The organism is Halorarius litoreus, from assembly GCF_024362405.1.
GTDB lineage: Archaea > Halobacteriota > Halobacteria > Halobacteriales > Haloarculaceae > Halorarius > Halorarius litoreus.
Genome location: NZ_CP101454.1, coordinates 3,740,813 through 3,765,213, shown reverse-complemented (window position 1 = coordinate 3,765,213; position 24,401 = coordinate 3,740,813). Strand labels below are relative to the sequence as shown.

General features: G+C 67.0%; 23 protein-coding genes, 1 tRNA gene and 1 pseudogene. 14 read left to right on the top strand and 11 right to left on the bottom strand.

All coding sequences use genetic code 11. The features are described from left to right. Positions 1–256: 256 nt before the first annotated feature. Together NL126_RS22150 and NL126_RS19690 are read right to left on the bottom strand one after the other, a co-directional pair. Complete coding sequence (locus NL126_RS22150; RefSeq protein WP_434084155.1) at positions 257–403, bottom strand: DUF7563 family protein; 147 nt, start codon at positions 401–403, stop codon at positions 257–259. 107 nt (positions 404–510) lie between these two features. Then, on the bottom strand, positions 511–2,097 hold the full coding sequence (locus NL126_RS19690; protein WP_255196589.1) for a bacterio-opsin activator domain-containing protein: 1,587 nt from the start codon (positions 2,095–2,097) through the stop codon (positions 511–513). Positions 2,098–2,278: 181 nt separating this feature from the next. On the opposite strand from NL126_RS19690, the gene NL126_RS19685 reads away from it, so the two are divergent. Continuing rightward, positions 2,279–2,818, top strand: coding sequence for a fasciclin domain-containing protein (locus NL126_RS19685; RefSeq protein WP_255196588.1), 540 nt, complete (start codon positions 2,279–2,281; stop codon positions 2,816–2,818). A gap of 161 nt (positions 2,819–2,979) precedes the next feature. On the opposite strand, the gene NL126_RS19680 is transcribed toward NL126_RS19685, so the two are convergent. From NL126_RS19680 to NL126_RS19670, 3 genes are all read right to left on the bottom strand, one after another. Continuing rightward, positions 2,980–3,468, bottom strand: a complete 489-nt coding sequence (locus NL126_RS19680) for a 50S ribosomal protein L11 (RefSeq protein ID WP_255196587.1) — start codon at positions 3,466–3,468, stop codon at positions 2,980–2,982. Positions 3,469–3,539: 71 nt separating this feature from the next. After that, positions 3,540–3,758 (bottom strand): VNG_1110C family protein, encoded by a 219-nt coding sequence (locus NL126_RS19675; protein WP_255196586.1) that lies wholly within the window; start codon positions 3,756–3,758, stop codon positions 3,540–3,542. A gap of 61 nt (positions 3,759–3,819) precedes the next feature. Further along, positions 3,820–3,984: a hypothetical protein gene (locus NL126_RS19670; RefSeq protein ID WP_255196585.1), complete on the bottom strand. Its 165-nt coding sequence runs from the start codon at positions 3,982–3,984 to the stop codon at positions 3,820–3,822. 99 nt (positions 3,985–4,083) lie between these two features. Between NL126_RS19670 and NL126_RS19665 the strand changes: the two genes are divergently transcribed. The 6 genes from NL126_RS19665 (at position 4,084) to artA (NL126_RS19640) (ending at position 11,928) form a co-directional block, all read left to right on the top strand. Continuing rightward, a complete protein-coding gene (locus NL126_RS19665) occupies positions 4,084–5,199 on the top strand; it encodes an OBG GTPase family GTP-binding protein (protein WP_255196584.1) in 1,116 nt (371 codons plus the stop codon). Continuing rightward, entirely contained in the window at positions 5,196–5,678 is a 483-nt protein-coding gene (locus NL126_RS19660; RefSeq protein WP_255196583.1) for a TIGR04206 family protein, read from the top strand. Before NL126_RS19665 ends, NL126_RS19660 begins: the two co-directional genes overlap by 4 nt. A gap of 57 nt (positions 5,679–5,735) precedes the next feature. Then, positions 5,736–6,509, top strand: a complete 774-nt coding sequence (locus tag NL126_RS19655) for a VOC family protein (RefSeq protein WP_255196582.1) — start codon at positions 5,736–5,738, stop codon at positions 6,507–6,509. Positions 6,510–6,848: 339 nt separating this feature from the next. Further along, a complete protein-coding gene (locus NL126_RS19650) occupies positions 6,849–9,806 on the top strand; it encodes a DUF7282 domain-containing protein (protein ID WP_255196581.1) in 2,958 nt (985 codons plus the stop codon). A gap of 119 nt (positions 9,807–9,925) precedes the next feature. Further along, positions 9,926–10,831 carry an archaeosortase A gene (artA, locus tag NL126_RS19645; RefSeq protein WP_255196580.1) on the top strand — a complete coding sequence of 302 codons (906 nt, stop codon included), beginning with the start codon at positions 9,926–9,928 and terminating at the stop codon, positions 10,829–10,831. Between the two features lie 68 nt (positions 10,832–10,899). Then, positions 10,900–11,928, top strand: coding sequence for an archaeosortase A (artA, locus tag NL126_RS19640; RefSeq protein WP_255196579.1), 1,029 nt, complete (start codon positions 10,900–10,902; stop codon positions 11,926–11,928). On the opposite strand, the gene dph5 is transcribed toward artA (NL126_RS19640), so the two are convergent. Then, entirely contained in the window at positions 11,929–12,702 is a 774-nt protein-coding gene (dph5, locus tag NL126_RS19635; RefSeq protein ID WP_255196578.1) for a diphthine synthase, read from the bottom strand. A 76-nt stretch (positions 12,703–12,778) separates the two neighbouring features. On the opposite strand from dph5, the gene NL126_RS19630 reads away from it, so the two are divergent. From NL126_RS19630 to NL126_RS19620, 3 genes are all read left to right on the top strand, one after another. Next, a complete protein-coding gene (locus NL126_RS19630) occupies positions 12,779–13,765 on the top strand; it encodes a class I SAM-dependent methyltransferase (RefSeq protein ID WP_255196577.1) in 987 nt (328 codons plus the stop codon). A gap of 99 nt (positions 13,766–13,864) precedes the next feature. Next, a complete protein-coding gene (locus NL126_RS19625) occupies positions 13,865–17,845 on the top strand; it encodes an outer membrane protein assembly factor BamB family protein (protein ID WP_255196576.1) in 3,981 nt (1,326 codons plus the stop codon). A 51-nt stretch (positions 17,846–17,896) separates the two neighbouring features. Beyond that, a tRNA-Thr gene (locus NL126_RS19620) sits at positions 17,897–17,969 on the top strand. A 183-nt stretch (positions 17,970–18,152) separates the two neighbouring features. On the opposite strand, the gene NL126_RS19615 is transcribed toward NL126_RS19620, so the two are convergent. Together NL126_RS19615 and NL126_RS19610 are read right to left on the bottom strand one after the other, a co-directional pair. Further along, entirely contained in the window at positions 18,153–18,560 is a 408-nt protein-coding gene (locus tag NL126_RS19615; protein ID WP_255196575.1) for a PPOX class F420-dependent oxidoreductase, read from the bottom strand. Between the two features lie 71 nt (positions 18,561–18,631). Next, positions 18,632–19,270, bottom strand: a pseudogene (locus NL126_RS19610) (NADPH-dependent F420 reductase); the annotation flags it as partial. A gap of 124 nt (positions 19,271–19,394) precedes the next feature. On the opposite strand from NL126_RS19610, the gene NL126_RS19605 reads away from it, so the two are divergent. Both NL126_RS19605 and NL126_RS19600 read left to right on the top strand, forming a co-directional pair. Further along, the gene (locus tag NL126_RS19605) at positions 19,395–20,573 is read left to right on the top strand and encodes an MFS transporter (RefSeq protein ID WP_350355511.1); all 1,179 of its coding nucleotides are present in this window, start codon (positions 19,395–19,397) and stop codon (positions 20,571–20,573) included. 98 nt (positions 20,574–20,671) lie between these two features. Then, positions 20,672–21,700 (top strand): hypothetical protein, encoded by a 1,029-nt coding sequence (locus NL126_RS19600; RefSeq protein WP_255196573.1) that lies wholly within the window; start codon positions 20,672–20,674, stop codon positions 21,698–21,700. On the opposite strand, the gene NL126_RS19595 is transcribed toward NL126_RS19600, so the two are convergent. Continuing rightward, positions 21,697–22,365: a helix-turn-helix domain-containing protein gene (locus tag NL126_RS19595; protein ID WP_255196572.1), complete on the bottom strand. Its 669-nt coding sequence runs from the start codon at positions 22,363–22,365 to the stop codon at positions 21,697–21,699. The two genes, NL126_RS19600 and NL126_RS19595, sit on opposite strands and share 4 nt — an antisense overlap. A gap of 108 nt (positions 22,366–22,473) precedes the next feature. Here NL126_RS19595 and NL126_RS19590 point away from each other — a divergent pair, with 108 nt between their 5' ends. Further along, on the top strand, positions 22,474–22,956 hold the full coding sequence (locus tag NL126_RS19590; protein WP_255196571.1) for a cupin domain-containing protein: 483 nt from the start codon (positions 22,474–22,476) through the stop codon (positions 22,954–22,956). Positions 22,957–23,051: 95 nt separating this feature from the next. After that, positions 23,052–23,210 carry a DUF7563 family protein gene (locus NL126_RS19585; protein ID WP_255196570.1) on the top strand — a complete coding sequence of 53 codons (159 nt, stop codon included), beginning with the start codon at positions 23,052–23,054 and terminating at the stop codon, positions 23,208–23,210. A gap of 115 nt (positions 23,211–23,325) precedes the next feature. Here NL126_RS19585 and NL126_RS19580 read toward each other — a convergent pair whose 3' ends face one another. Both NL126_RS19580 and NL126_RS19575 read right to left on the bottom strand, forming a co-directional pair. After that, complete coding sequence (locus NL126_RS19580; RefSeq protein ID WP_255196569.1) at positions 23,326–23,601, bottom strand: winged helix-turn-helix transcriptional regulator; 276 nt, start codon at positions 23,599–23,601, stop codon at positions 23,326–23,328. A 90-nt stretch (positions 23,602–23,691) separates the two neighbouring features. Then, a complete protein-coding gene (locus tag NL126_RS19575; protein ID WP_255196568.1) occupies positions 23,692–24,390 on the bottom strand; it encodes a CAP domain-containing protein in 699 nt (232 codons plus the stop codon). Positions 24,391–24,401: the final 11 nt, after the last annotated feature.

The window sequence follows — 24,401 nt, the reverse complement described above, 5'->3', positions numbered from 1 at the left end:
TACTACGGTGTGAAACAGGCTGCGCCTGTCTCGTTTCGTGGGAGGGTGATGACGCACTTAAGCGCGTCGAATGCGTTGCCGAGCGAAGCGAGGCAACGGTACAGCGAACGGGAGCGAACGCAGTGAGCGACACGTGAGCAGGGCGGTGTGAGCGATGTCTCTGCGAGCGAAGCGAGACCACGAAACGTGAGCGACGACCGTTCGGACCGGTGAGCGAGGCTACCGAACGCGAGCCGCGAGGCGGGCGGACACCGGATTACGCGGCTGCTCGTCGCAGGGCCACTTCGGCGATGCCTGCCTGTGCGGAGCACTGAAGGCAGGCGAGCACTCGACCACGCTGGTCGGCGAAGACCCGGGCGAAGTCGTTCGATACGTAGCTTCCACAGTGGTTGCAGTCTGGCATGGTTGGTGAGGACGGCGAGCTTCTCTCCCCCGCGGCGGCAACTCGTGGTGCAGAGTCCTCGTTCGAGAAGAAGGCTACCAACCGACCAAAAGCGGATACCTTACCAGTCAGCCATTGCCGTCGAAGAACTCCTGGACCAGCTTCCGTTCGGCCGCCCGGAGGTGCTGGTGGAACGTCGCCCGCGAGATGTCCATGGACGCAGCAAGCTCGTTGCCGGTCGTCGCACGGTTCGGCGCGTAGTAGCCACTGAGATAGGCTTTCTGCAGCGCGGTCACCTGCTGGTCTGTCAGGCGGTCTGCCACGGCTGAGATGAACTCCTGTTGCGTGGTCGGGGGGCGGTCGTGTTCACGAGACGCGACGAGGTCACTTTCCGGGTACCGGTCACGGACCAGTGTCGCAATCGCTCGGGGCTCGGCCTCAGGTGGGAGTTCCAGTGAGAGTCGCGCGGTACCGTCTTCGGCGGTTATCGACCGCGTCTTCACGCCTCGCTGGGCCAGCTCGGCGACGAGCGAGCCGGCTGCGAGCCGGATCTCGACCAGGTTCGACTCGTCGTCGCCGCTGACCACCGACGCGTGTTCGATGTCCGGAACGGCTGCCGCCCACTCCAGGAGCGCTGCCCGCGGTGCGTCCGTGGAGAAGAACAGCGAGAGCGCCTCGTCCGGCAGATTGATCGAGCCCTGGTGTTCGAGCCGGCAGTCACACCGAACCGAGAGGTCCACGACGAACAGGCCGGGGTCGCGTATCTCGAACTCCAGTTCGACGACGTTCGAGGCCGTGATGATGCGCTGGCTCTCACGCGCGTTCAGCGCCGTCCCGAGCGTTCGGGCGAGGGCTTCGATCACGACGGTCTCCCGCTCGTCGAACGCGGCCTCGTCGGTGGCGTAGACCGTCACCACGCCGTAAACCGTCCCACGGTACATCACCGGCACGGCAGCGAGTGACTGGGCGCCTGTCGTGTGGTCCGCACAGGCGGTACCGGGAACGCTCGCCGTGTGCGTCTCCCGCGTCTGGAACGCTCGGGCAGTCGGGTCGTCCGCGGAGACAGCGATCTCGACGTCGTCCAGTGACGCCCCGTCGCCAGCCCAGGCGACCGGGAGGAGCGTCTCCGAGACGAGGTCCACGTCGCCGAACCAGGCGAACACGTAGGGGTCAGTCGCGGCGAGGCGCTCGACGACGCCGCGGACGTGCGCGTCCCTGGTCGTCGACTGCACCAGCACTTCGGTGCCGTCCTTCAGCAAGCCGTTGATGCGGTCGAGGAGATGCTCGAGTTCCCGCGTTCGGCGTTCGACTTCGAACTCGGCCTCCTTGCGCGCGGTGATGTCGTTCTGGAACCCGACGAAGTTGGTGACTGCACCGTCGTCGTCGCGGAGGGGGGCGATGGTGACCTCGTTCCAGAACGCCTCGTCGTCGGCTCGGTAGTTCACGAGCTCGACCGAGACGGGCCGCTCGGCGGCGACGGCCGCCGCCATCTCTCGTATGGCCTCGGGGTCGGACGCCTCGCCCTGGAGGAACCGGCAGTTCCGCCCGCGAACCGCCGCCTGTGGATAGCCGGTCAGGCGTTCGAACGCGTCGTTGGCGTATATGACCGGGTTGTCCGGCCGGTCGGGGTCGGAGATGGTGATGCCGACGGGCGCCTCGTCCATCGCCCGCTCCTTGAGCTCGAACTCGACTGCAGGCTCGTCCTCGCCGACCATGGCCCAGATACACCAACTGGGGGTTTCTATGTTCCCCCGAGAGCGCGTTACCCCTGCTGCCTCGTTCATTCTTGGCCACCTCGCGGGGCTAGTGCCCCCATCGTGGCGGTTCCCGATACCCTACTGGTAAGGTGCTGTGGATACGCCGGTGGGACGACTCTTCTCTGTCGGTGCTATGCCAATGATAGATTCTCAACGGCGACAGGTCCTGAAAGCGGTCGGTGCGACCGGTGCGATACTCGCCGCGGGCGGGGTCGGAACAGCCGGTGCACGGCCCGGCGGACGCAGCGACGCGAGTGCCGAGGACACGATCTTCGACATCGCCAGCGGGAGTGCGGACTTCGACATCCTGGAGCTCGCCCTCGAGGAGACGGGCCTCGACGAGGTGCTCGACTCCACCGACGGGCAGTTCACCGTGTTCGCCCCGACCGACGGGGCGTTCGCTGCGCTGCTCACTGAGCTCGGAATCACTGCCGCCCAACTCCTGGCCGACCCCGACCTCGAGGACATCCTCCTGTACCACGTGACGGCGGGGCGTCGCTACGCCGCATCGGTCGTGCGAGCGCCCCAGCTCAGGATGCTCACCGGGGACACCGTGACCGTCGACGGGACGGTGCTGAACGGGGGTGAGGCAACCATCGTCGACACTCCCGACACCATCGACATCGAGGCGTCGAACGGCGTGATACACGTCATCGACGGGGTGCTCCAGCTCCCGTGACTGGTCGCCCCCTCACCCGCTAGCGTGCGTTCGACTGCCTCCTCGAACGTGGCGCTGTTCCTCGGTTTTCGCGTCACACTGTCCGGAGAACCGCCCGGTGCCGAATGTACTTCGGCCGCACCGCTCTGCCGTCGGAAAACGCGAAGAGAGAATCCCCGAGATTACGCCGCGGCTTCGTCCGCGAACGTGTCGTCGTACTCGCCGTCGTCGATGCGCTGCTTGAAGGTGCGGGCGTCCTCGCCCTCGATGGTGACACCGAGCGAGACGCAGGTGCCGGCGACTTCCTTCGCGGCGCCCTTCGCGTCGTACGCGAGCAGGTCGGGGAGCTTCTGTTCGGCGATCTTCTTGAGCTGTTCGACGGACATGTCGGCGACGAAGTCCTCCTGCGGGACGCCGGACCCCGTCTCGAAGCCGAGTTCGTCCTTGATGAGCGCGGCCGTCGGCGGGACGCCGACCTCGATGTCGAAGGAGCCGTCGTCCTCGTAGGTGACGGTGACGGGCACCTCGGTGCCGTCGAACGCCGCGGTCTGGTCGTTGATCTCCTGGACGACCGCCTGCACGTCCACCGGGGTCGGGCCGAGCTCCGGACCGAGCGGCGGCCCAGGGTTGGCCTGCCCGCCGGGGACGAGCACTTCGATAGTTCCAGCCATACGCGACTCAATTCGGGCCGCGCGTTTAAGGATTGTTTTTCGCCGTCAGCACACCAGTACGAGTCTCTCGGTCAGGGGAGGCTCACGCCGTGTCGGGTGAGGAAGGCGCTCACCTGCTTGATCTCGACCGGGCTTCCGATGATGCGGGCACAGCCACTGGGATGTCCACAGCGGTCGGTCTCGACGACGGAGACGGTGAAGCGGGATTCGACCTCGCCACGAACGCTCTCGAAGGCCGCCCACGGGAGGACGATCTGCGTGCTGTCACGGAACCTCGATGGGTCCGGCATCTACTCCCAGATGGCAGTAGCACCCCATCAACCTGTTGAAACGCCGTTCGGCCCGACGACCTCAGAGGTTCACGAGCGCGAACCCGACGAGCACGACGCCGATGAGGAGGACACCGACCTCCTCGAGTCCCGTATCGAACACGAGCGTCGCGAGCAGCGTGTGGGCGACGCCAACGAACAACAGTGCCCCCAGAATGAGGTTCGCAGCCAGTTGCCGCTTGTCCATACCCGTCGTAGCGGCGGTGGCTGTATAACCTCGGCTGTCCCGGCACGTTCCCGGGGGCAACGGACAGACTTTTCCGGTCCAGCGGCGGATTCGAACGTAATGGGGCTCGAAGAGGAGATCGAGGAAATCGAGGAGGAGATATCCAACACGCCCTACAACAAGTCGACGGAAGCGCACATCGGTCGCCTGAAGGCGAAGCTCGCCGAAAAGAAGGACAAGCTCGAACGCCAGCAGTCGGGTTCGGGTGGCGGTGGTGGCTACGCCGTCGAGAAGACCGGTGACGCGACCGTCGCGCTCGTGGGGTTCCCCTCCGTCGGCAAGTCGACGCTCCTCAACGCCCTCACGAACGCCGAGAGCGAGGTGGGCCACTACGAGTTCACGACGCTCGACGTCAACCCCGGGATGCTCCAGTACAAGGGCGCGAACATCCAGCTGATGGACGTGCCTGGGCTCATCGAGGGGGCAGCAGGTGGCCGGGGGGGTGGCCGCGAGGTCCTCTCTGTGGTGCGGACCGCGGACCTCGTGCTGTTCGTGCTCTCCGTCTTCGAGATCGACCAGTACGCTCGGCTCTCGAAGGAGCTGTACGACAACAAGATCCGGGTCGACCAGGACCCGCCGAGCATCTCGGTGACGAAGCGGCACAAGGGTGGGCTGAAGGTGACGAAGGCCGACGGCGTCGACCTCGACGAGGAGACCATCAAGCAGGTCTGTCGCGAGTACGGCTACGTCAACGCGGACATCACGCTCCGGCAGAACCTCGACATCGACCAGCTCGTCGACGCGCTGATGGACAACCGCGTCTACCTCCCCTCGGCCGTCACGGTCAACAAGGCCGACCTCATCGAGGAGGACTACCTGGAGACGGTCAACGAGCAGCTCCGCGAGCACGACATCGACCCCGAGTCGGCGGTGTTCATCTCTGCCGAGGAGGAGAAGGGGCTCGACTCGCTGAAGGAGACCATCTTCCGCAAGCTCGGGCTCATCCGTATCTACATGGACAAACCCGGTCGTGGCGTTGACTACGAGGAGCCGCTCATCCTCACCGAGGACGAGAACACGGTCGAGGACGCGCTCCACAAGCTCGGCGGGAGCTTCGACGAGCGGTTCCGGTTCGCGCGCGTGACGGGCGCGAGCGCGAAACACGACGAACAACAGGTCGGTCGCGACCACGAACTCGCCGACGAGGACGTGCTCCGTATCGTCGCCCGGAAGTGAGTCGTCTCGCCCACGCCTCGGCCCGACGGCGGCTCGCGGCGCTACTCGCGCTCTCGCTCGTGCCGTGGACGCTGTTCCTCATCGACGGCGGGCGTGCCACGCTCGTCTTCCCGCTGTTCGTCCTCGACTACAATCCGGCGCTCGACCCTGTCGTCAGAGTCGTCCCAGTCTACCGGTTCTTCCTCTCGGGTGGCGGGCTCCCCCGAAATCCGGGACTGTGGCCCGCGAGCATCCTCCTCTATCTCGTCGCCGTCGCGAGTGCCGCGTCCGGGGCGCTGTTCGACCGGGAGGACGTGCGGCTCACTGCGGGCGCCCTGACGTTCGCTGGCCTCGCACACGTCGGCGTCAGCTACGCGTTCAGCCACCGGATCGCGTGGACGCCGTTTCCCGTCGGACTCGCGGTCGTGTTCGGCGTCGTCTGGTGGTTCTACTGGCCGGCGCTCCGCGCCGCGCTGTTCGCCCCCGTCTCCGAGCAGTAGTCGATAGCTCGACCGCTTGCCGAACGCTTTTCGCCCACGCGAGCCTCCTGCCGGTGTATGCACGCACCACTCGACCACGTCATGATGCGGGTCGGCGACCTCGAGGAATCACTCGACTGGTACCAGACCCACTTCGACTACGAGGAGAAGGGTCGCTGGGAGGCCGACACGTTCACCAACGTCTATCTCGGCCCCGCGGACATGGCCGACGACGGTGCGGTGCTCGAACTCACGTACAACCACGGCGAGTCCGAGTACGAGATGGGAGATGCCTGGGGCCACATCGCCGTCCGCGTCCCGGAGGGGGAACTGCAGGAGCGGTACGACGAACTCATCGAGAACGGCGTCGGTGACTACCGCGACCCCGAGTCCTGTGACAACCGCTACGCGTTCGTGAGGGACCCCGACGGCCACGAGATCGAACTCGTCAAGCGCGACCATGGTGCGCTCTGGTCGCTCGACCACACGATGGTTCGCGTCGAAGATGCCGACGCCGCCGTCGGGTTCTGGTCGCGCAAGTTCGAGTACGACCTCGCCCGGCGCTACGAGGGCGACAGCTTCGCGCTCTACTTCATGGAACCGCCCGAAGCGAGCGAGGAGGCAATGTCCGTGGAACTCACGTACAACTACGACGGCCGCTCGTACACGATGGGCGACGCCTGGGGCCACCTCGCGGTGCAGGTCGACGACCTCGACGATGCCTGGGGTCAGCTTCAAACCCGCGAGGCGGACGACTACCGAGACCCCGCCTCTTGTGACAACCTGTACGCGTTCACGCGCACGCACGAGGGGCACGAGATCGAACTTCTCGAGGGGCACGTAACCAACTGAGGGCGGATACTGTCCAGTCATTCGTTGGGTTGTTCCCGACAGAACACGTTGACTGAGCGGTACTCTCTGTCGTTCTGTCAGTCCCGTGCAAGCCCTTCGTCACCGCTCCGTCTGACGCGTGCCATACGGTCACAAACGGTCTCTATCCGGTGATTTCGACGGTGTGGTGAGTTGGCACGGTTCTCATTTTACCACAAAACATTTATAACGAGCGCCAGTTCGTAGAGATGTACCCCTACCCATGGTGACAGTACGAAGTACCGCTCACGGGTCTACTCGCGACTCACGTCGCGCCCCGTGGGGCGAAACGCGCTGTTGCCGTCCGGTACACAACAAACTATGACAGGAACCAACACGAAGGTTCGCAGCATCTTCCTGACGGTGCTGATGGTCCTCTCCGTTTTCGCGGGGACCGTCGCATTTGCAGGAAGCGCGGCTGCTGCGGACATCGGTGGAAACCACGTCATCAGCGATGATGCCGCTGGTGCCGCAGGTGTAACGTATAATCACAGTGCAACAGTCGATCCCGCAAGCTGGGACGACAGTGAGGAACTCCAGTACGTCGAGATTGACTTCAACTCGACCGGTACTACCGGCCCGGACCTCGCTTCGGTGACGGAGTCCGACATTACCGTCCTTATCAACGGGACGGAGTACACGGATGGGTACTCCTCGCTCTCGAAGAGCGGCGACACGCTGTCGTTCACGCTCTCGAACTCCCAGGACCTCGACGGCAATGAGAACGTCTCCATCGCTGTGGGTGACATCAAGAACCCGTCCGGAGGCACCTACACGCAGGTCACGGAGCTCAAGAACACTGGTGAGGTCACTCAGGACACGATGACCAACGGTCAGTACACCATCGTTGCCTCTGGCGGTGGCAGCACTACCACTGACCAGGACCCGCCGTACGAAGGCCCCGGCCAGGAAGGCCGTGACTACGACGCAACGTACCAGACTGGTGCGAACCGCTGGGTCGGCCAGACGCTCTTCGCCCAGAACCTCAACAACGCTGACGGTAACGACACCGACACCGTCGTTGAGCTCCACGAAGTCGAGACGGTTAGTAGCTCGAAGGTCGTGGGCGACCTCGTCACCGAGGTTTCCTACGACTCCAGTACAGGTGAGGCACTCATCAGCACCTCCGGTCTCAGCGGTGAGTACGTCCTGACGGACGGTAACGGAGCCGTTCTCGCGGGTGCAGCTGATGGTACCATCACGTACAGCAGTACTAACCAGAACTCCCTGAGTTCCGGTGAGATTATCACGATCGTCAACCAGGACTTCAGCGCCTCGTTCGGCGACAACTCGGTCACGCGCGGAGCGAACAACGATGTCGAGGTTAGCTTCGAGAGCAACCGTGCAAAGTACAATGTCACGGTTTCCTCGTCTGGCCTTAACGAGGACGTGCTCAACGACACGTTCGGTGACGCCGACACCACTCTGGACGGTGTCCAGGTGCAGGTCAGCGGTAACGACGTGACGCAGAGCTACACGCTCCCGAGTGATGCACCGACTGGCAACTACACGATCGACTTCGAGGTCGTCGGCACGGGTGACTCCGACTCTGACTTCCTCACGATCAGTGCGCCTGGCGACAAGTCGGCCTCCTTCGGTCAGGCCGTCTACAGCGAGGAGCGCGGTGACGTCGCGGAGTTCACCGTCAACCTCAACCAGGACTCGACTGCCGACGTTCAGATCGGCGGGGACGACGTCAACTACAACGTCTCCCTCACCGTTGAGGACGGCGACGACGACGGCCAAGTCACTGTCGAGTGGAACACCGACAAGGCTGGCTACATGACTAACGAAGGCACCGCCTTCGAGGCCGCCGACAGCGACGACGCGGTCACTAACGTCCGTCGCTTCAGCAACCGCATCCCGAGCGACTCGCGTCTCTCGGCTGCTGACTACGACCTCGCCGTTTCCTTCGATGGAGACGAGCAGGACGTTGCGGTCGTCACGCTGAACGCCCGTTCCACGGACTCGGCCCAGCAGTGGGTCGCTCCGGGCTCCTCGAGCCCCGGCAACACGACCGAGCTTCTCGACGTTGTCACGCAGCGTGACAACGTCGCGCTCGGTGACAAGACCGTGACCCAGATCACGGCATCCGGTATCTTCGGCTACATCACCAGCCTCGACGACCTCGACGAGGCCGGAAACGACGGCGTTTCCGTCACCATCGAGGAGGCTGGCGACACGATCAACCGCGAACCCAAGGAGATCTCCGTCAACCAGAACGGCGTCGAGCTGTTCGTCGACGCGGAGAACAACCAGCACTTCATCGTCGTCGACACGGACGAGGCAACCGCGCGCCGTGGCACGCAGACCGGCCTCGCCATCGAGGAAGGCGAGACCTACAACGTCACCTTCGAGATCGACGGTGACGAGAACCCGTACGTCGATGAAGACGAGACCGAGGAGGTCTCGACGCAGTTCACCGTCGAAGAGCGCACGGCTGAGTTCGACACGGCCGCCGACGGCAACGTGACCGTCGACTCTGCTGCGGACCAGCAGATTTCCGGCACGACGAACCTGGCTCCCGGTACGGAGCTCACCATCCGCGCTCGCTCGACTGGCGACAGTCCGTTCCTCAAGTCCAACACGACGGAAGTTGGCCCGAACGGTACGTTCTCGGGCACGTTCGACTTCTCGAACGTCTCGCAGGACACGCAGTTCACGGTCACCATCCCGAACCGTGGCTTCGAGGACAACGTCGAGACGCCCGGCATCGTCGCCCCGGCCCCGACGGCCACGGTGACGATCAACGACCAGACCTCTGACGGTACGACCGCGACCGTCGCGAGCGCCACGCTGTCCGACGGTGGCTTCATCACCATCCACGACGGCACGCTCGCCGACGGCGCTGTCTTCGACTCCGTCCGCGGTACGTCCGCGTACCTCGAGGCTGGCAGTCACTCGGACATCACGGTCACGCTCGACACCCCGTACACCGAGTCCGGCACGGCCATCGCCATGCCGCACCTCGACACGAACGGGAACGAAGCGTACGACTTCGTGACGTCCGAAGGCGCCGAGGACGGTCCGTACACCAACGACGCTGGTGACATCGTCACGGACTCGGCCTCGCTGACCGTCGCGACGCCGACCCCGACGCCGTCGGCCACGCCGACGCCGGAGTCGACGCCGACGCCCGAGGAGCCGACGCCGTCGCCGACGCCCGAGGAGCCGACGCCGTCGCCGTCGCCGACGCCCACTGACGGGCCCGGCTTCGGCCTCGTCGCCGCGCTCATCGCGCTCGCCGGCGCCGCGCTCCTCGCGCTCCGCCGCGACTAACGACTGAATAACCGGGACCCACCCCGGTCATCCGATACGGGATTTTTCTTTCGCGCGCTACACCCCCAGCGACAGCCGCGTCGCTACGTTGATACGACCGAGCGACGAACGGGGAGTCGATGCAACAGCTCGACGCACTGGCGTGGCTCGTCGTCGTGACGTTCCTCGTCGGTGCGCTCGTAGAACCGCGAGCGTCCCACGCTGGTCGGTGGCTTTCGACCGCTGCGTGGCTGCTCTTTGCGGCGTTCTGGGCGCTCCTCGTCCCGCACTTCGCGCTCGTTCAGCTCTCGTACGTCGAGGGCATCCTCTCGGCGCTGGCCGTCCCGGCGTGTGGCTACGCCGGCTACCTGACGCTCCGTGGCCGCGAGAGTCTCCTCGTGCTCGCGCGTGCGGTGGGAGTGATGGGGCTCGTCTACCTCCCGGCGACGACGCTCGCCGTCGTCCGCGTGCCGCTCGTCGAACTCGTCACGCGCCAGGTGGAGTGGTCCATTGCGGCGGTCGGCTACACGCCCGAAGTCGTCACCGAGGCGGGCGTCCGGAACGTGTTCGTCTTTCGCTCGGGCGAGCGGATCGACCGCTCCGTGGAGATCCTGCTCGCGTGTACAGGACTCGGGTCGATGGCCATCTTCGCCGGGCTGGTGACTGCGGTGCGTGCCCCGCTCGCGAGTAAGCTCCGGGCGCTCGCGGTAACGCTCCCCGTCATCTGGGTGTTGAACGTCGCGCGCAACGTGTTCATCACGCTCGCGTACGGCCACCAGTGGCTCCAGGTCCGCCCGGCCCTCGTGCTCTGGCTGTTCGGTGCCGACCACCCGGACCTCGTGTCGTTTCTGCTCGCCGACCGCGTCATCGCACAGACGCTCTCGGTGGTGGTGGTCGTCGGGCTGTTGCTCGCGGTGAGTCGTGAACTGCCGGAACTCCGGCTGGTCATCGGCGACCTGCTCGAGGTGACGACCGGAAGCGACTACCAGTTCGGGACGCTCGACGAGTCGGTACGAGCCGACGGCGGGCGCCGTGAAGACGACTGACGAGTTGGCATCGGGCGTGCGCGTTCGGACAAAACATATACCCTCGGTGGCGAACTACGGAACAACACATGGTCGACCCCGTGAGCACGCTCGCTGCCCTGCACGACGTTGTCGCCGTGCCCCTCGCGTGGGTCGTCATCCTGACGTTCACCGCGGGCTCGCTCCTCGAACTCCGCGACCGCGAACGTGCCCGCCCCCTGCTGGTCGGGGCGTGGGGTATCTTCGCCGTCTTCTGGGCCGTCCAGGCGCCGCACTTCGCGTTCACCCAGCGGTCCATCATCGAGGGGCTCGGTAGCGTCGTCGCCGTCCCCGCGTCGCTGTACGTCGGCTACCTCCTCTGGCAGGGCCGCGACTCGCTGTTCGTGATGTCGCGGGCCGTTGCCGCGATGGGAATCATCTTCATCCCGTTCCAGGCGGTTCCCGCGCTCGAAGAGTGGCTGGTCGAGACCGTCGCGCTCCAGACGGCCGCTGCGATTCGGCTCGTAGGCGTCGACCCGACGCTCATCCCGTGGCCGGAGGCCGCGCAGCGGACGGGCGAGGCGCTCGGCATGTCCGACGCCCGGACGGCCGAGTACGCCACCAAGTACGCCGACTACCGCAACACGTTCTACTTCGAGGACGATGGCCACCCCATCACGTACACCATCCTCATCGCGTGTACGGGTATCGGGTCGATGGCAATCTTCGCGGGCGTCATCGCCGCCGTGCGCGCGCCCCTGCGACGGAAGGCGCGGGCGTTCGCCGTCTCCATCCCCATCATCTACGCGCTGAACATCGTCCGCAACGTGTTCATCGCCATCTCGTTCGGCCAACAGCGCGCGCAAATCGCTCCCGAACTCGTGATGGCGCTGTTCGGGGCCGACGACGTGCGGATGGTGTCGTACTACGTCGCCGACCGCATCGTCGCGCAGTCGCTCTCGGTGGTCGTGCTCGTCGGCCTCACCTTCCTGCTGGTCCGTGAACTCCCCGAGGTGATGGTCGTCGTCGAGGACCTGCTCTACCTCGCGACGGGCAACGAGTACGACATCCAGGAGGCGTTCGGCGTCGAGTCGCCCGAGGCTGCGAACGTGCGGGCCGACGGTTCCGGCGAGGAGTAGTCAGACGGGGTCGGTCAGTTCGTCGGGCGCCCCACCCAGCTCCCGGAGCGCGTCGGCTTCGATGTGGTGGAGGTCGCCGGGGACGACGAGCAGCTGGAGCGGGTCACCGAAGTCCCGCTCGGCGAGCACGGAGAGGCGGTCGGCGGCGACGACGGGCTCGGGACTACCGGCCCGACAGACCGCGACGCCGAGACAGTCCTCGTAGCCCTCGGCGAGCAGGTCGGCGGCCACGTCGGCGGTCATGTACTCGCCGCGCTCTTGCTTGATGTCGAGGTAGACGAGCGTGTGGAGGCCGCGCTCGCGGTTGTCGTCGAGCACGTCACAGACGCTGCCGGGGACGGTGTCGCCGCCGTGCGCGTACGGGAACGGGAGCGTCGTCGCCTTCCCGAACCGGTAGTTCTGGAGGCCGGTGAGCGAGGCGGCCGCGGCCTCGGCGGTCGTCCCGTGAATCACTTGCGTCTCGATGCCCCGGTCGTGCGCCCGCAGCCGAAGGTCGACGTGGGTGGTCGAGATCATCGTGTCGCCGGCGGTGAGGAAGACGGCGTCGTCAGCCTCCGAAGCGTCGAGGATGGGCGCGGGATTCTGTTCGACGCCGGCGCGGTCACGGACCTCGACCGAGACGTCGTGGTACGCCTCGAACTCGGGTACCGATGTCCCCATGAGCCGGGAGGTGTAGAACTCCGCGAAGACGCTGTCCGCGCTCCGCAGCGCGTCCTGTCCCTCGACGGTTATCGAGCGCTCGTCCCAGAGGCCGAGGCCGACGAACGTGAGCATACCCGGTTCTGGACACGGGGCCGAATAAGCGCCCCGAAGCGTCAGCCTTACCGCGCCCACCCGCCCACAGCAGACAATGAGCGTACCGTGCGTCCGCGTGTCGCCACAGGCGGGGGAAGCCACCCGACAGGCGCTCGCCGACGCGGACCTCGTGGACGACGGCCACGACATCACCGTCTCGGACGGCGACCTCTACATCCCGGTGACGGACGCCGAGGCGGTCCCCGACGAGTTCGAGGTGGTGGCGTTCGACGCCCCACGCCGCGAGGGCCAGACGATGCCTGCGGACATCCTCGGCTACGAACCCTCCTACGAGCGACTGGGCCGCATCTACATCCTCGACGAAGACGACGCCGAGCGCGCCGCCGACATCGCCAACGCCCTCATCGACTGTGACCTCCCCGTCGACACCGTCGTCAACCGCGCGTCGAAGGTGAAAGGCGACCTTCGCGTTCGGGACTGGGAGGTGCTCGCGGGGGCCGGCACCGAGACCGTCCACCGCGAGTACGGCGTCGAGTTCCTGCTCGACATCTCGACGGTCTACTTCTCACCGCGGCTGGCGACCGAGCGCCACCGGGTCGTCGAGCAGGTCCAGTCGGGCGAACACTTCTTCGACATGTTCGCCGGGGTCGGCCCGTTCGTCGTGCCGGCGGCGAAACGTGGGGCGACCTGTGTGGGCTGTGACCTCAACCCCGCCGCCATCGAGTACCTCCGACAGAACGCCGAGCGCAACGGCGTCGCGGACCGCGTGACCGCCATCGAGGGCGACGTTACGGCGACGACCGACGAGTACGCGGGGTGGGCCGACCGGCTCGTGATGAACCTCCCGCACTCCGCAAACGAGTTCCTCGACGCCGCCGTCGCGCTGGCGGGCCACGACTGCGTCATCCACTACTACGACATCCAGCACGAGGACGACCCGTTCGGCCCCGGCGAGCGGGCGATTCGGGCGGCCGCCGAGCCCGAGGGGTACACCGTCTCGGTCGAGACGCGCCGCGAGGTGCGGTCGTACGCGCCCCACGAGCTCAACGTCTGTCTAGACGTCCGGATTCGGCGCGAGTAACGTCCCGTATCCGGGTTTTCGGCCGACTCGAACGAGACGTTCCTACGGATTTGTCACAAACCGTTTAAGAGGAGCTGAGGGTTGTGAGAGTAACCACCGATGACGGCAGCCAAACAACTCTCGACGGTCGCCATCGCGGTCCTGCTGGTGCTGTCCGCGGTCGCCACCCCGGTGCTCGCGGGGGGCGACGGCGGGCTCACCGGCGACGCTGGCGACACGCTGACCGGCGATGGCAGCATCGTCGACGACGGAACGGACACCGTCTCCGAGACGACCGAGGAGACGACGACCGAGACCACGGAGACAGTCGAGGAGACGACCGACACCGTGGACGACTCGACGTCGTCGGGGTCCGACACCGACCTCGGCGACACGACCGACGGCATCGACACCACGAGCAGTTCGACGACCACGAGTTCGAGCAGCGATTCGGGAAGCGGCTCCGAGGTCGTCGACTCCTCGGCGAGTCGCCACGACTGGCCAACCGTGGGTGCGGACCCGGCACACGTCGGCGTCAACCCCGACACGACCGGCCCCCGGGTCACGTTCGGCTCGCAGTGGATCGCCGGCCCGGCGAACGTGTCGGGCTCGCCCGTCGTCGCCAACGACACCGTCTACGCCGTCTCCGAGAACGGCACGGTCGTCGCGCTCTCCCGTGACGGCTCCGTGCGCTGGTCGACGAACGTCTCCGCGGGCGCCCTCTCCGGGACGCCCACCGTTGCGGGCTCGCCCAGCGTCGACGCTGGAACCATCTACGTCACCGGCACCGGGAGCGACGGCGGCTACGTCTTCGCGCTCGACGCCGCCGACGGCTCGACCCTGTGGAACGCGCCGGTCGGCGCCAGCTCTCGTGCGTCGCCCGTCGCGGTCGATGGCGTCGTCTACGTCGGGAGCGCCCCCACCGGCACGACGGGGACCCTGACGGGCCAGACCGGGCCGCTCACCGCCGTCGACGCGAACGGCACCCAGCGATGGACTGCCACCGGACTCGACGCCGAGGTCGCTGCCGCCCCGGCCGTCACCGACTCGTTCGTCTACGCCGCGACCACGGCCGGCACGCTCTACAAAGTGAACCGCTCTGACGGCTCGATTGTCGCCGAGACGAGCCTCACCGACGCCACGGTGCTCGCCCCGCCGACCGTTGCGAACGGCACGGTGTACGTCGCGGCGACCGACTCGACCGTGTATGCGGTTTCGACCAGCGATCTCTCGCAGGTGCGTTCGTCTGCGCCGTTCGGCGGGGAGATGCGTGGCTCCCCGGTCGTTGCCGACGCGGGCGTGTACGTCGCGACGACGGGTGGGACGGTCGCGCGCCTCGACACCTCGCTCGCGACGCAGGCGACCACGACCGTCGACGAGGGCGTCACGGCCTCGCTGTCGATGGTCGACGGCACCCTCTACGTCCCGACCGAGAGTACGGTCCGGACGCTCGATCCCGACCTCACTACCGTCGACGAGCTCTCGACGCCGGCTGCCGCCTCCGAGAGCGCCCTCACGCCGTCTGCGGGCGTCGGCTACATCGGTACGGCCGACGGGGTCTTCGCTGTCCGCGAGCTCTGTGACCGCTCGGCCATCGGTGCCGACACGGTCCACGTCCCGGGCGACTGTGCGACCATCGAGAGCGCCGTCTCCGCCGTCGCGTCGGGCGGCACGGTCGTCGTCGCCGCGGGCACCTACGACGAGTCGGTCACGCTCTCGAAGCCCGTCACGCTCCGCGGTGAGGGCTCGACGCTCAACAGCAGCTACACCGAGTCGGTCGCGCTCTCCATCGAGGCCGACAACGTCACCGTCGACGGCTTCGGCATCGAGCAGTATCTCACCGCGGCCGTTCGCGTCGGCGCAGTCGACGACGTCGAACTGCGGAACCTGACGACGAGCCGGAACCTCAACGACGTGCAGATCCGCCCTGCTGGGGGCCAGACCTCGGGGATAGCACTCGTCGACAGCGACCTCGACGCGCTCGCGAACCCGCTGATGCTCAACGCCACCAGTGGTGGCACCATCACCGGTGTCACGGTCGCACAGAGCACGCTCCGGTCGGACTCGTCGCTCCCCAACGTCGACGCGGCTGCCGAGTCGGGTGGCAGCGTTTCAGGCGTACTCGTTCGGGACGTCACCACGCGCAAGGGTCCCGGCCTGGCCTTCGAGGCTGGTTCCGGTGACAGCCGCGTCGCGGACGTCGCAGTCCGCGACCTCTCGCTTGGGTCGCCCACGCGCGTCGCCGACCCCGGCATCCGGTTCGCCGCGGCGCCGACGACGGGTGCGGCGACCGTCGAGAACGTCAGCGTCGCCGACGCCACGCTCCGCGGGCCGTACTCCACGGCTGTCACGGTCGAAGCAGTGACCGCCAACGGTAGCGGCCAGGCGGTCGTCGACGGCGTCGCGGTTCGGAACGCGACGCTCGCACCCAGCGGCGACAGCACGGGGCTGGCGCTCATCACGCGCGGTGACGCTTCGACCGCGACCCCTGTTGTTCGGAACGTCGCCGCCACGGACGCGCGGGTCGACGGCACCTCGACCGGTATCGCGGTCGACACCCGCGGTGTCGGGACCGTCGGCCCGGTCACGGTCACCGAGAGTGCGGTCGTCGACAACGATGTCGGCCTCCGACTCGTCGAGGGTGACGCGAACGACGTCTCGATCACGAACTCGACGATCACCGGCAACGCCGACTTCGGCGTCGCCAACGACGGGCGCGGTCTGCTCGACGCGACGTACAACGACTGGGGCAACGCCTCCGGCCCGTTCGACGCGGCCAGCCCGGACACGGATGCGGCCGACGAGAACCCCGACGGCACCGGTGACGCGGTCACCGACAACGTCACGTACCGCCCGTGGGCCTCGCCGCCCGAGGCGGCCATCAGCACGAACGCGACGAACGGGACGGTCAACGTCTCCGAGTCCGTCGCCTTCGAGAGCGTCTCGACGGACGGTGCCGACGACATCGAGTCCGTCGAGTGGTCGTTCGGCGACGGCACGAACGCGACCGGCGAGTCGGTCACGCACGCGTACGAGTCGAACGGGACGTACACCGTCACGCTGACCGTCACGGACTCGCTCGGCGACTCCGACACCGCGACGCACGAACTCGAGGTCGTCGAACCCGACGACTCGGGCACCGAGACGAACGAGAGCGACGGAACGAACGAGACTGCGACGCCGACGCCCACGCCGACGCCGGATGACGAGGGAACGGCGACGCCCACGCCTACGCCGGACGACGATGGTACGGCGACTCCGACGCCAACGCCGACCCCAGACAGCGACGAAACGCCGACCTCGACGCCCGAAGATGACAGCACCTCGTCCTCCGGTGGCTCGACGAGTGGGTCGCCGAGCGGGTCGACCGGCGGCACCTCTGGTGGCACCTCGGGTGGGACGTCTGGCGGGTCCGGCGGCGGCTCCACGGCCTCGACGCCGACGCCGACGAGTACGGACACGGTGCTGTTCACCAACGGCAGCGTCCACTCCATCATCTTCGATCAGCCCGTCTCGGGTGACGTCTCCGCGATGGACCTCGACGAACTGCCCGCGGAGATGGCCGACCAGCCCGGTGAACTGCTGGGTGCGACGCGCATCACCGTCCCAGCCGCGGCCGAGGACACCGGGGCGACTATCCGGTTCAGCGTCTCGGCCGACCGGCTGGAGCAGGCGGGCGTCGCCGCCGAGCGCGTCCAGCTGGCCCGGTACAACGACGGCTGGGAGCTCCTCGACACGACGGTCGTCAGGGAGACTGACGACCGCGTCGTCTACGAGGCCCGCACGCCCGGCTTCTCGGTGTTCGCGGCCGTCGCGCAGCCCACCGAGTCGTCGACGCCAAGCCCCACGCCGACCGCGACGGCCACGGCCTCGCCGACGGCAACCGACAGCCCCACCCCGACCGAGACGGTGGCGGACCCGGCCACGCCCACGGCCACCGAGCCCGCGCAGATGGGTGGCGAGGACGAGGACCAGCAAGGTGGCCTCGGGCTGCCGTCGATGCTCGGCCTCGTCGGCCTGCTGGCAGTCATCGTCCTCATCGGCGTCGTTCGACTGCGCCGGCGGGGTGACGACGACGCCGAGCCGGCGATCCGAACCTGAATCCGGAACCCTTATTTCTCTCATCGCCGGACGAAGAAGTGGCGACAGCAGGCCGGTGTAGCTCAGCTGGCAGAGCGATTCCTTCGTAAGGAATAGGCCGAGGGTTCAAATCCCTCCACCGGCTCTTTCTCCCCGAACGCAGTGGGACCGAAAGAGGACTCTGTGGGGGGATTCGAACGAGGCCGGACGAGGAAGCGAGTCCGGACGTCGTTCACAATCCTGTTCCCCGAATTTCGTACTTCGGTCCGGATCGTTTCTCGGTAGCGTTCGCTCGGATGCGGCGAACTCCCGCAGTGCTGTCTCCCGGCTACTCGCTCCGTCGCGGTGGCGACTGCCCGCTGACGGCATCCGGACGGATGACGAGCACCACGCGCTCGCCACTGGGGCCGGGATACGTCGGCTGTCCCGTGTACCGTTCGGCGATCGCGTCGAGGTGCTCGCGGGCGTTCTCCTCGCGGCGCTCGACCACTTCACCGCGGACCGAGAGGTACCGGTAGGGGTTCTCGGGGTCTGCGACCGCAACGGTGATCCGTGGGTCGTCGCGGACGTTGCGGTCCTTGCGGTTGTCGCGAATCGTGTTGACCAGCAGGTTTTCGCCGTCGAAGTCGATCCAGGTCGGCGTCACGTGGGGCGTGCCGTCGGGCAGCAACGTGGCGACGTACGCGATCGACGGCTTCTCGAACAGGTCCTGGTACTCCGACGGAACGGGTTCCATACACCAGTGAGGTCACCGAGTCGAATAAGCACCGCTCTGCCGCGGATCGCTGTCCCGACGCTCGTTTCGACCTACGACCGTGCTTGTTCCCGGAGATATCGGAACGCGGTGTCGCGTCCGTACGTCTGGCTGAGGTAGATCCAGAACCGCGCGAGATGCTCGAGGTGGGTGGCGGCCGAGAGGTCGCCGGTTTCGACCGGCTCGAAGCCGAGGTCGCTCGCGAGGCTAGCTGCCGTGGCGACGGCGTCAACGTCGTCGCCCGCGAGGAACATGGTCGCCGGAGCTCCGTTGACGACGGGCGCCGTCATGCGGTTCGCCCCGATGGTGTTGAACGCCTTCACGACGTGGGCTCCCGGCACGGCAGCGGCGACGCGCTCGGCGAGCGATTCGGCGCCACCTGCCACCGGGTACTCGTTGGCAGCATCGAGCACGGGCTTGCCGTCGAGTACGGCCTCGAGGGCTGCCGCTACGTCGGAAATAACGCCGGCTGGGAGGGCGAGCACCACGGCGTCGCCGTGCTCGGCGGCCGTCCGCTGTGTGGCTACAGCGACGCCCTCGACCGTGGTCGTCGCCGGCTCACGCGACCCGACGACCACGTCGTGTCCCGCAGCTGATAGTCCCGTGGCCAGTGCCGTCCCAACGTTACCCGTCCCGATGATGCCGACCTTCATGACACAGCAGCTGTAGGTCCTGGAGCTATATCTCCTCTCAGGTGAACGCCCTGGACAGGTCGTCGCCCTAGAGCGTCGCGGCGCCGTCGAAACGCGCCGCTCAAGTGTCGCCCTTCATTCCGCCTACACAGTGACAGCGACCGGCGACGGCTACGGGCGGCGGATGCTCCTGAGCCTCGCCGTCGCGTGGGCCGTGCTCCAGACCGGTCGGTTCCTCCTCTCGCCGCTGCTCCCCGACATCATCGCGTCGCTCGACATCACCAAGGCCACGGCCGGAATCGCTCTCGGGGCGTTCCAGGGCGTCTACGCCCTCACCCAGTACCCGAGCGGGCGGCTCTCGGACGAACTCACACGGGCCGCGCTCCTGCTCCCGGGGTTCGCGGTCCTCGTCGTGGGGTTCCTCGCACTCGGAAACGCGTCGACGTACGCCGTGTTCCTCGTCGCCGCGCTGTTCCTTGGGGTAGGAAAGGGACTGTTCGCCATCCCCTCCCGGGCGCTGCTCTCGGATCTGTTCGTCGAGCGCCGTGGCCGCGCGCTTGGCATCTACACCGCCGGGACGGACGTGGGGGGTATCGCCGCCGCGGGCATCGCGTTCCTCGTGGTCGGCGGTGGCGCCGTCCTCGTCCCGTACATGCCGGTCGCGGCGGTGTTCGAGACGGCCGACTGGCGGACGCCGTTCGTCCCCGTCGCCATCGCGCTCGGACTCACCGGCGTCCTCTACGCGGTGTGGACCCGGGACAGCCTCAGCGTCGGGGGTGCGGACATCGCGTTCGTCTCGACGGTCCGGCGCCTCGCGACCACCCGCGAGCAGCGCGAGACGCTCGTGGCGTACGCGCTGTTCTACTTCATGGTGGGTGCGTGGATCAACTTCCTCCCGACGTATCTCGTGGAGGCGAAGGGGCTGGCGTCCCCGCTCCCCGAACTCCTGTTCGCGGTGGTGTTCGTCGTCGGCGTGACCGCCAAGCCGACCGCGGGCACGCTCTCCGACCGGTTCCCGCGTCGGTACGTCGCGGTCGCGGGGTTCGTCGTCGCTGTCGTGGCGCTGGTCGCCGTCGTGCTGGCGGAGTCTGTCCTGGCGCTGGCTGCCGCTATCGCGCTGTTCGCGCTCGGCTACAAGACGCAGTTCCCGGTGGTCGACGCCATCCTCCTCGACGCCGCGCCGGACGCGAACGTGGGCGGTGACCTCGGGGCGGCGCGTGCGCTGTTCCTCGGCGTCGGCGCGCTCGGGCCGGTGTACATGGGTGTCGTCTCGACGACGGTCGGCTATCCCGCGGCGTTCGCCGGACTGGTCGCGTGTCTCGTCGTCAGCGCGGGTATCCTCGCGGCGGGCGCGCGACGGTGAACTCGGTGAGCGGTGGTGTGTACGCAGTGGTGTGATAGTCCGGCGTTCATTGCCGGCCCAAACCTTACAGGAGTGTACTGTTGTTTTCGGGGTAGTACATGTCATCGAGCTATCCACGACCGTCGCTCGTGGCGGTCGTGTTGTTGGTGCTGGTTTCGGGAGTGGGGGCTGCGACAGGGGCCGTCGTCGCGCCGGGGAACCCACCGGAGCCGACCACCGAGAACCGCCCGCCGAGCGACGGTGCGAACTTCACCATCAGCCCGGACGACCACAGCCCGGGCGCGAACACGGCCTACCTCATGCAGTCGAAGGGGGAGGGACCGTGGGGTGACAGTCGGGGGCTGGAGACCATCGACTTCTACAAGATCACGACCCAGGAGACGATGTTCCAGGACTGCACGCCGAACGATGCACGGGCGTTCGGCATCGACCGCGGCAACGACGAGCCGGGGACGAAGACGAACACGGCGCTGTTGAGCCACATGAAGAAGTACTCGGTGTCGGGACGGATCATCTCGGTCGAGATCTACGACGAGGGTGACCTCGGGGGCTCGCCCACGTATCTCAATCGCTCGGACGAGACGGTCGCGAAGCTCGCCAACTGCGTCGTCGCCCCGAGCGAGCCGGGCTGGTACCAGTTCACCGGCTACGTGAACGGGACGAACTACGCCGGCGAGTTCCAGGAGGTGACGCTCTACTCGAACTACTTCTACATCTGTGACTGTTCGAGCCGCGAGGAGGCAGAACAGACGCTCGGGCCGCCGCCGCACTCGGGTGGCGGAGATGCCAGCTCCACGCCGACCGCGACGGCCACGCCCCGGCGTACGACCACGGCCACGGTGACCGCCACGGCGACGCCAACGCCGGTAGCGACCCCCGAACCGACCCGCGAGACGGAGACGGCGACGGCTGCGCCGGACCGTGACGCCGGACCCACAGCGTCCACGACTGCGACGACTGGGGCACCCCCCGTCGGCTCGGCCGAGTCGACCGTGACCTCGGAGGCCGACCAGGCGGCGACGGTGCCGGGGACGCCGACGACGCTCACGCTCGCGACTGGTCCTGGGTTCGGCGCCCTGCTGACACTCGTGGCTGTCGCGTTCGCGGTGCTAGGTCGTCGCCGTTAGTCGCTCCGTGGCGTACTGACGAGCGCCGAGAGCATCTTCGACTCGGCTTTCCGGAGGTGCTCGTCGACTGTCGAGGGCGCACAGCCGAGCGCGTTCGCCAACTGCTCCTGGTTGACACCGCGGGGGATCTCGTAGTAGCCCGACTGGACGGCGTGTTCGAACACCTCCCGTTGCCGGTCGGTCAACAGCGAGAGGAAGTCACGCTGTTCGGGGTGGTACTGGCCGACCTGTTCGATGTTGACGTTGATGGCCTCCGGGGCCGCGTGGAGGGCGTCGCGGAGCATCTCGTGGCGACCGACGATGGTCACGAGGATGTCGCCGTAGTCGGTGAACTCGATGGGTGTGTTCACGATGAGGGCGAACTCGTGGCAGAGCGCCATCAGCGACCCCGCAGGCTCGCCCGGCCGAACGTGGAGGTAGAGGTGGAAACCGGCGCCGTCGACGTTGATGAGGTCGTACCCGAGCACCCCGTCAGTGGTCGTCGAGAACTCGCGGGCAGCCTCGCGGTCACCGGAGAGGCGATAGAGGAAGATGCCGGTGCCGTCGCCGAACGCGTCGATATGGAGCAACGCCTCGCGAGCGACGCCGGTGACTGCCGCGAGCGACCGGTCGACGGGGTGGAGCCCGCCGCTGTCGGTCGTCAGCCGGATGTCGAAATACCGCATTATTGTTTGATTAAGTCCGGGGGCGATGTGGGTTGTGGTGTGGGAGGTATTTTCCAACGGTCGACATCTCACCGGGGATTTATCGGTGACGCAACCGACCCGACAGCCATGGAGAAGGTCGACATCGACGACGTGCCCGTCCAGAACAGTCCCCTCGGCGTCCACAGCGAGCGCCGCCCGGTCTCGTCGGCGCTCGGGACCGAGGAGTTCGCGATGAACTTCTTCCGGCTCCAGCCCGGCGAGTCGTTCTCCGGCGGGCTCCACACCCACCACGACCAGGAGGAGGTGTTCTACGTCGAGGAGGGGACGGCGACGTTCGAGATCGGTCGCGAGCGGGAGGAGGTCGAGGTCGGCGCGGGCGAACTCATCCGGTTCGAGCCCGGCGAGTTCCAGCAGGGCGACAACACCGGCGAGGGGGAACTCGTCGGCTGGGCGCTCGGCGCGCCGAAGTCCCAGCACGACTGGGACGACCTCGAATCCATCATCCACTGCCGCGAGTGCGGTGAGGAGACGGGGCACGCGATGGCGCTGACCGACGAGGGGCGGTTCCGGATGACGTGTACCGTCTGTGATACCAGCTTCGAGATGTAAGCCGAGAACGCACCGGCGTCGCCCACCCCGAAAAATAGTATAATTTTCAGACAAGTAGGGAAAGGTACAATAGGGCGCACCGTGCCTGTGGGTGTATGCCGCGGTGCAACAACTGCGAGTCGTTCGTGACGGACAACTACGTTCGGGTGTTCGCCCCCGACGGCTACGACGGGGTGCGTGTCTGTCCGAACTGTGAGGACAAACTCCGCGACGGCGCGGAGGTACGGGAGGCGAGGTCGACGCGACAGAACTAGAGGCCAGCGACGCTCAGCGCGTCCCGACGAGTCTCATGAGGAAGATGACGAGCCGCCCGAGCAGGAAGAACGTATCAGCGGTGCGCATATCTCGAACTCCGGAGCGTTCTCCAGTTCAGTCGTCGGCGTCCACCACCGTCTCTGAGTCCGGCGACCCTACGGCGGGCTGGCTGCGTTCGAGGTAGGCTTCGCCCGCCTCGGTCAGCCGGTAGATCGCCTCCGCGGTCACCGGTTCGATGAACCCCTGTTCGACGAGCACCGCCCGCCGACGGTCGACGTAGCCCGTCGGCATCCCCAGCCGGTTCGCGATGAGCGCGATGTAGTTCGGGGGATTGTCACGGAGATGTTCGAGGATTCGGCGGTCAGCCGGTCGCAGACGGTCAACACTCATTACTCGATGGTCACCGCGCAACTATTGGCACTGCCGATATTTAATTATATGGGGTGTGTTACCACGGCCCGTGGTGGCTGTCGCGGCGGTTCAACAGAGGTCCAGCGTGGCGTACACCCCGCCGTCGTCCGTGACGACGACGCCGATTCCAGCTTCGTCTGCGGGTCCGAGGAACAGCTTCTTCCGGGCAGCGTCCTCGGAGAGCCAGCGGTCGACGACGGCGTTCCCGACGGCGGTCTCGTTGCGGTAGTACTGGCGCTCGCCGTCAACCTGTACCGGCCGTCCGGCGGTCACCTTCGCGAGCGTCTCGAGCTCGTCACCCTCGCGAATACCGGTTCCCGAGCTGTCTTCAGTCCGGCAGCGGTCGTGGATTTCGAACCGCTTGTAGCGGTCGATGGTCGTCAGCCCGCTGGCGGAGTGCGAGACGAACCCCTGTTCGGCCATGTTCTCGCTGTGGAACCGCGCCATGTCGACGGCGACGCCGAACCGGCGGAGCGACTGGTGGCCCCGCTGCTCGCGCTCGGCGTTCACCCGCGATTGTATCGCCAGCTCGATTTTCGTCCGATTGAACTCGGTCGGCGAGACCGTCGGCGTCGGCGGAGTTGCCGTCGCGCTCGCCGTCGCCGTCGCCGTCGGCGTCGCTGCGCCGCTTCCCCCCTCCGGCGTGGGCGTCGGCGTCGGGCTCGCGACCGCCGCCCCGCCACCGAGTTCCAGTCCCACGAACGCGCCGACCCCCATCGCCGTCGCGGCGATGACCGCGATGATGATCAGCGCTGCCTTGTTCGCCATGTCCTCCGGTC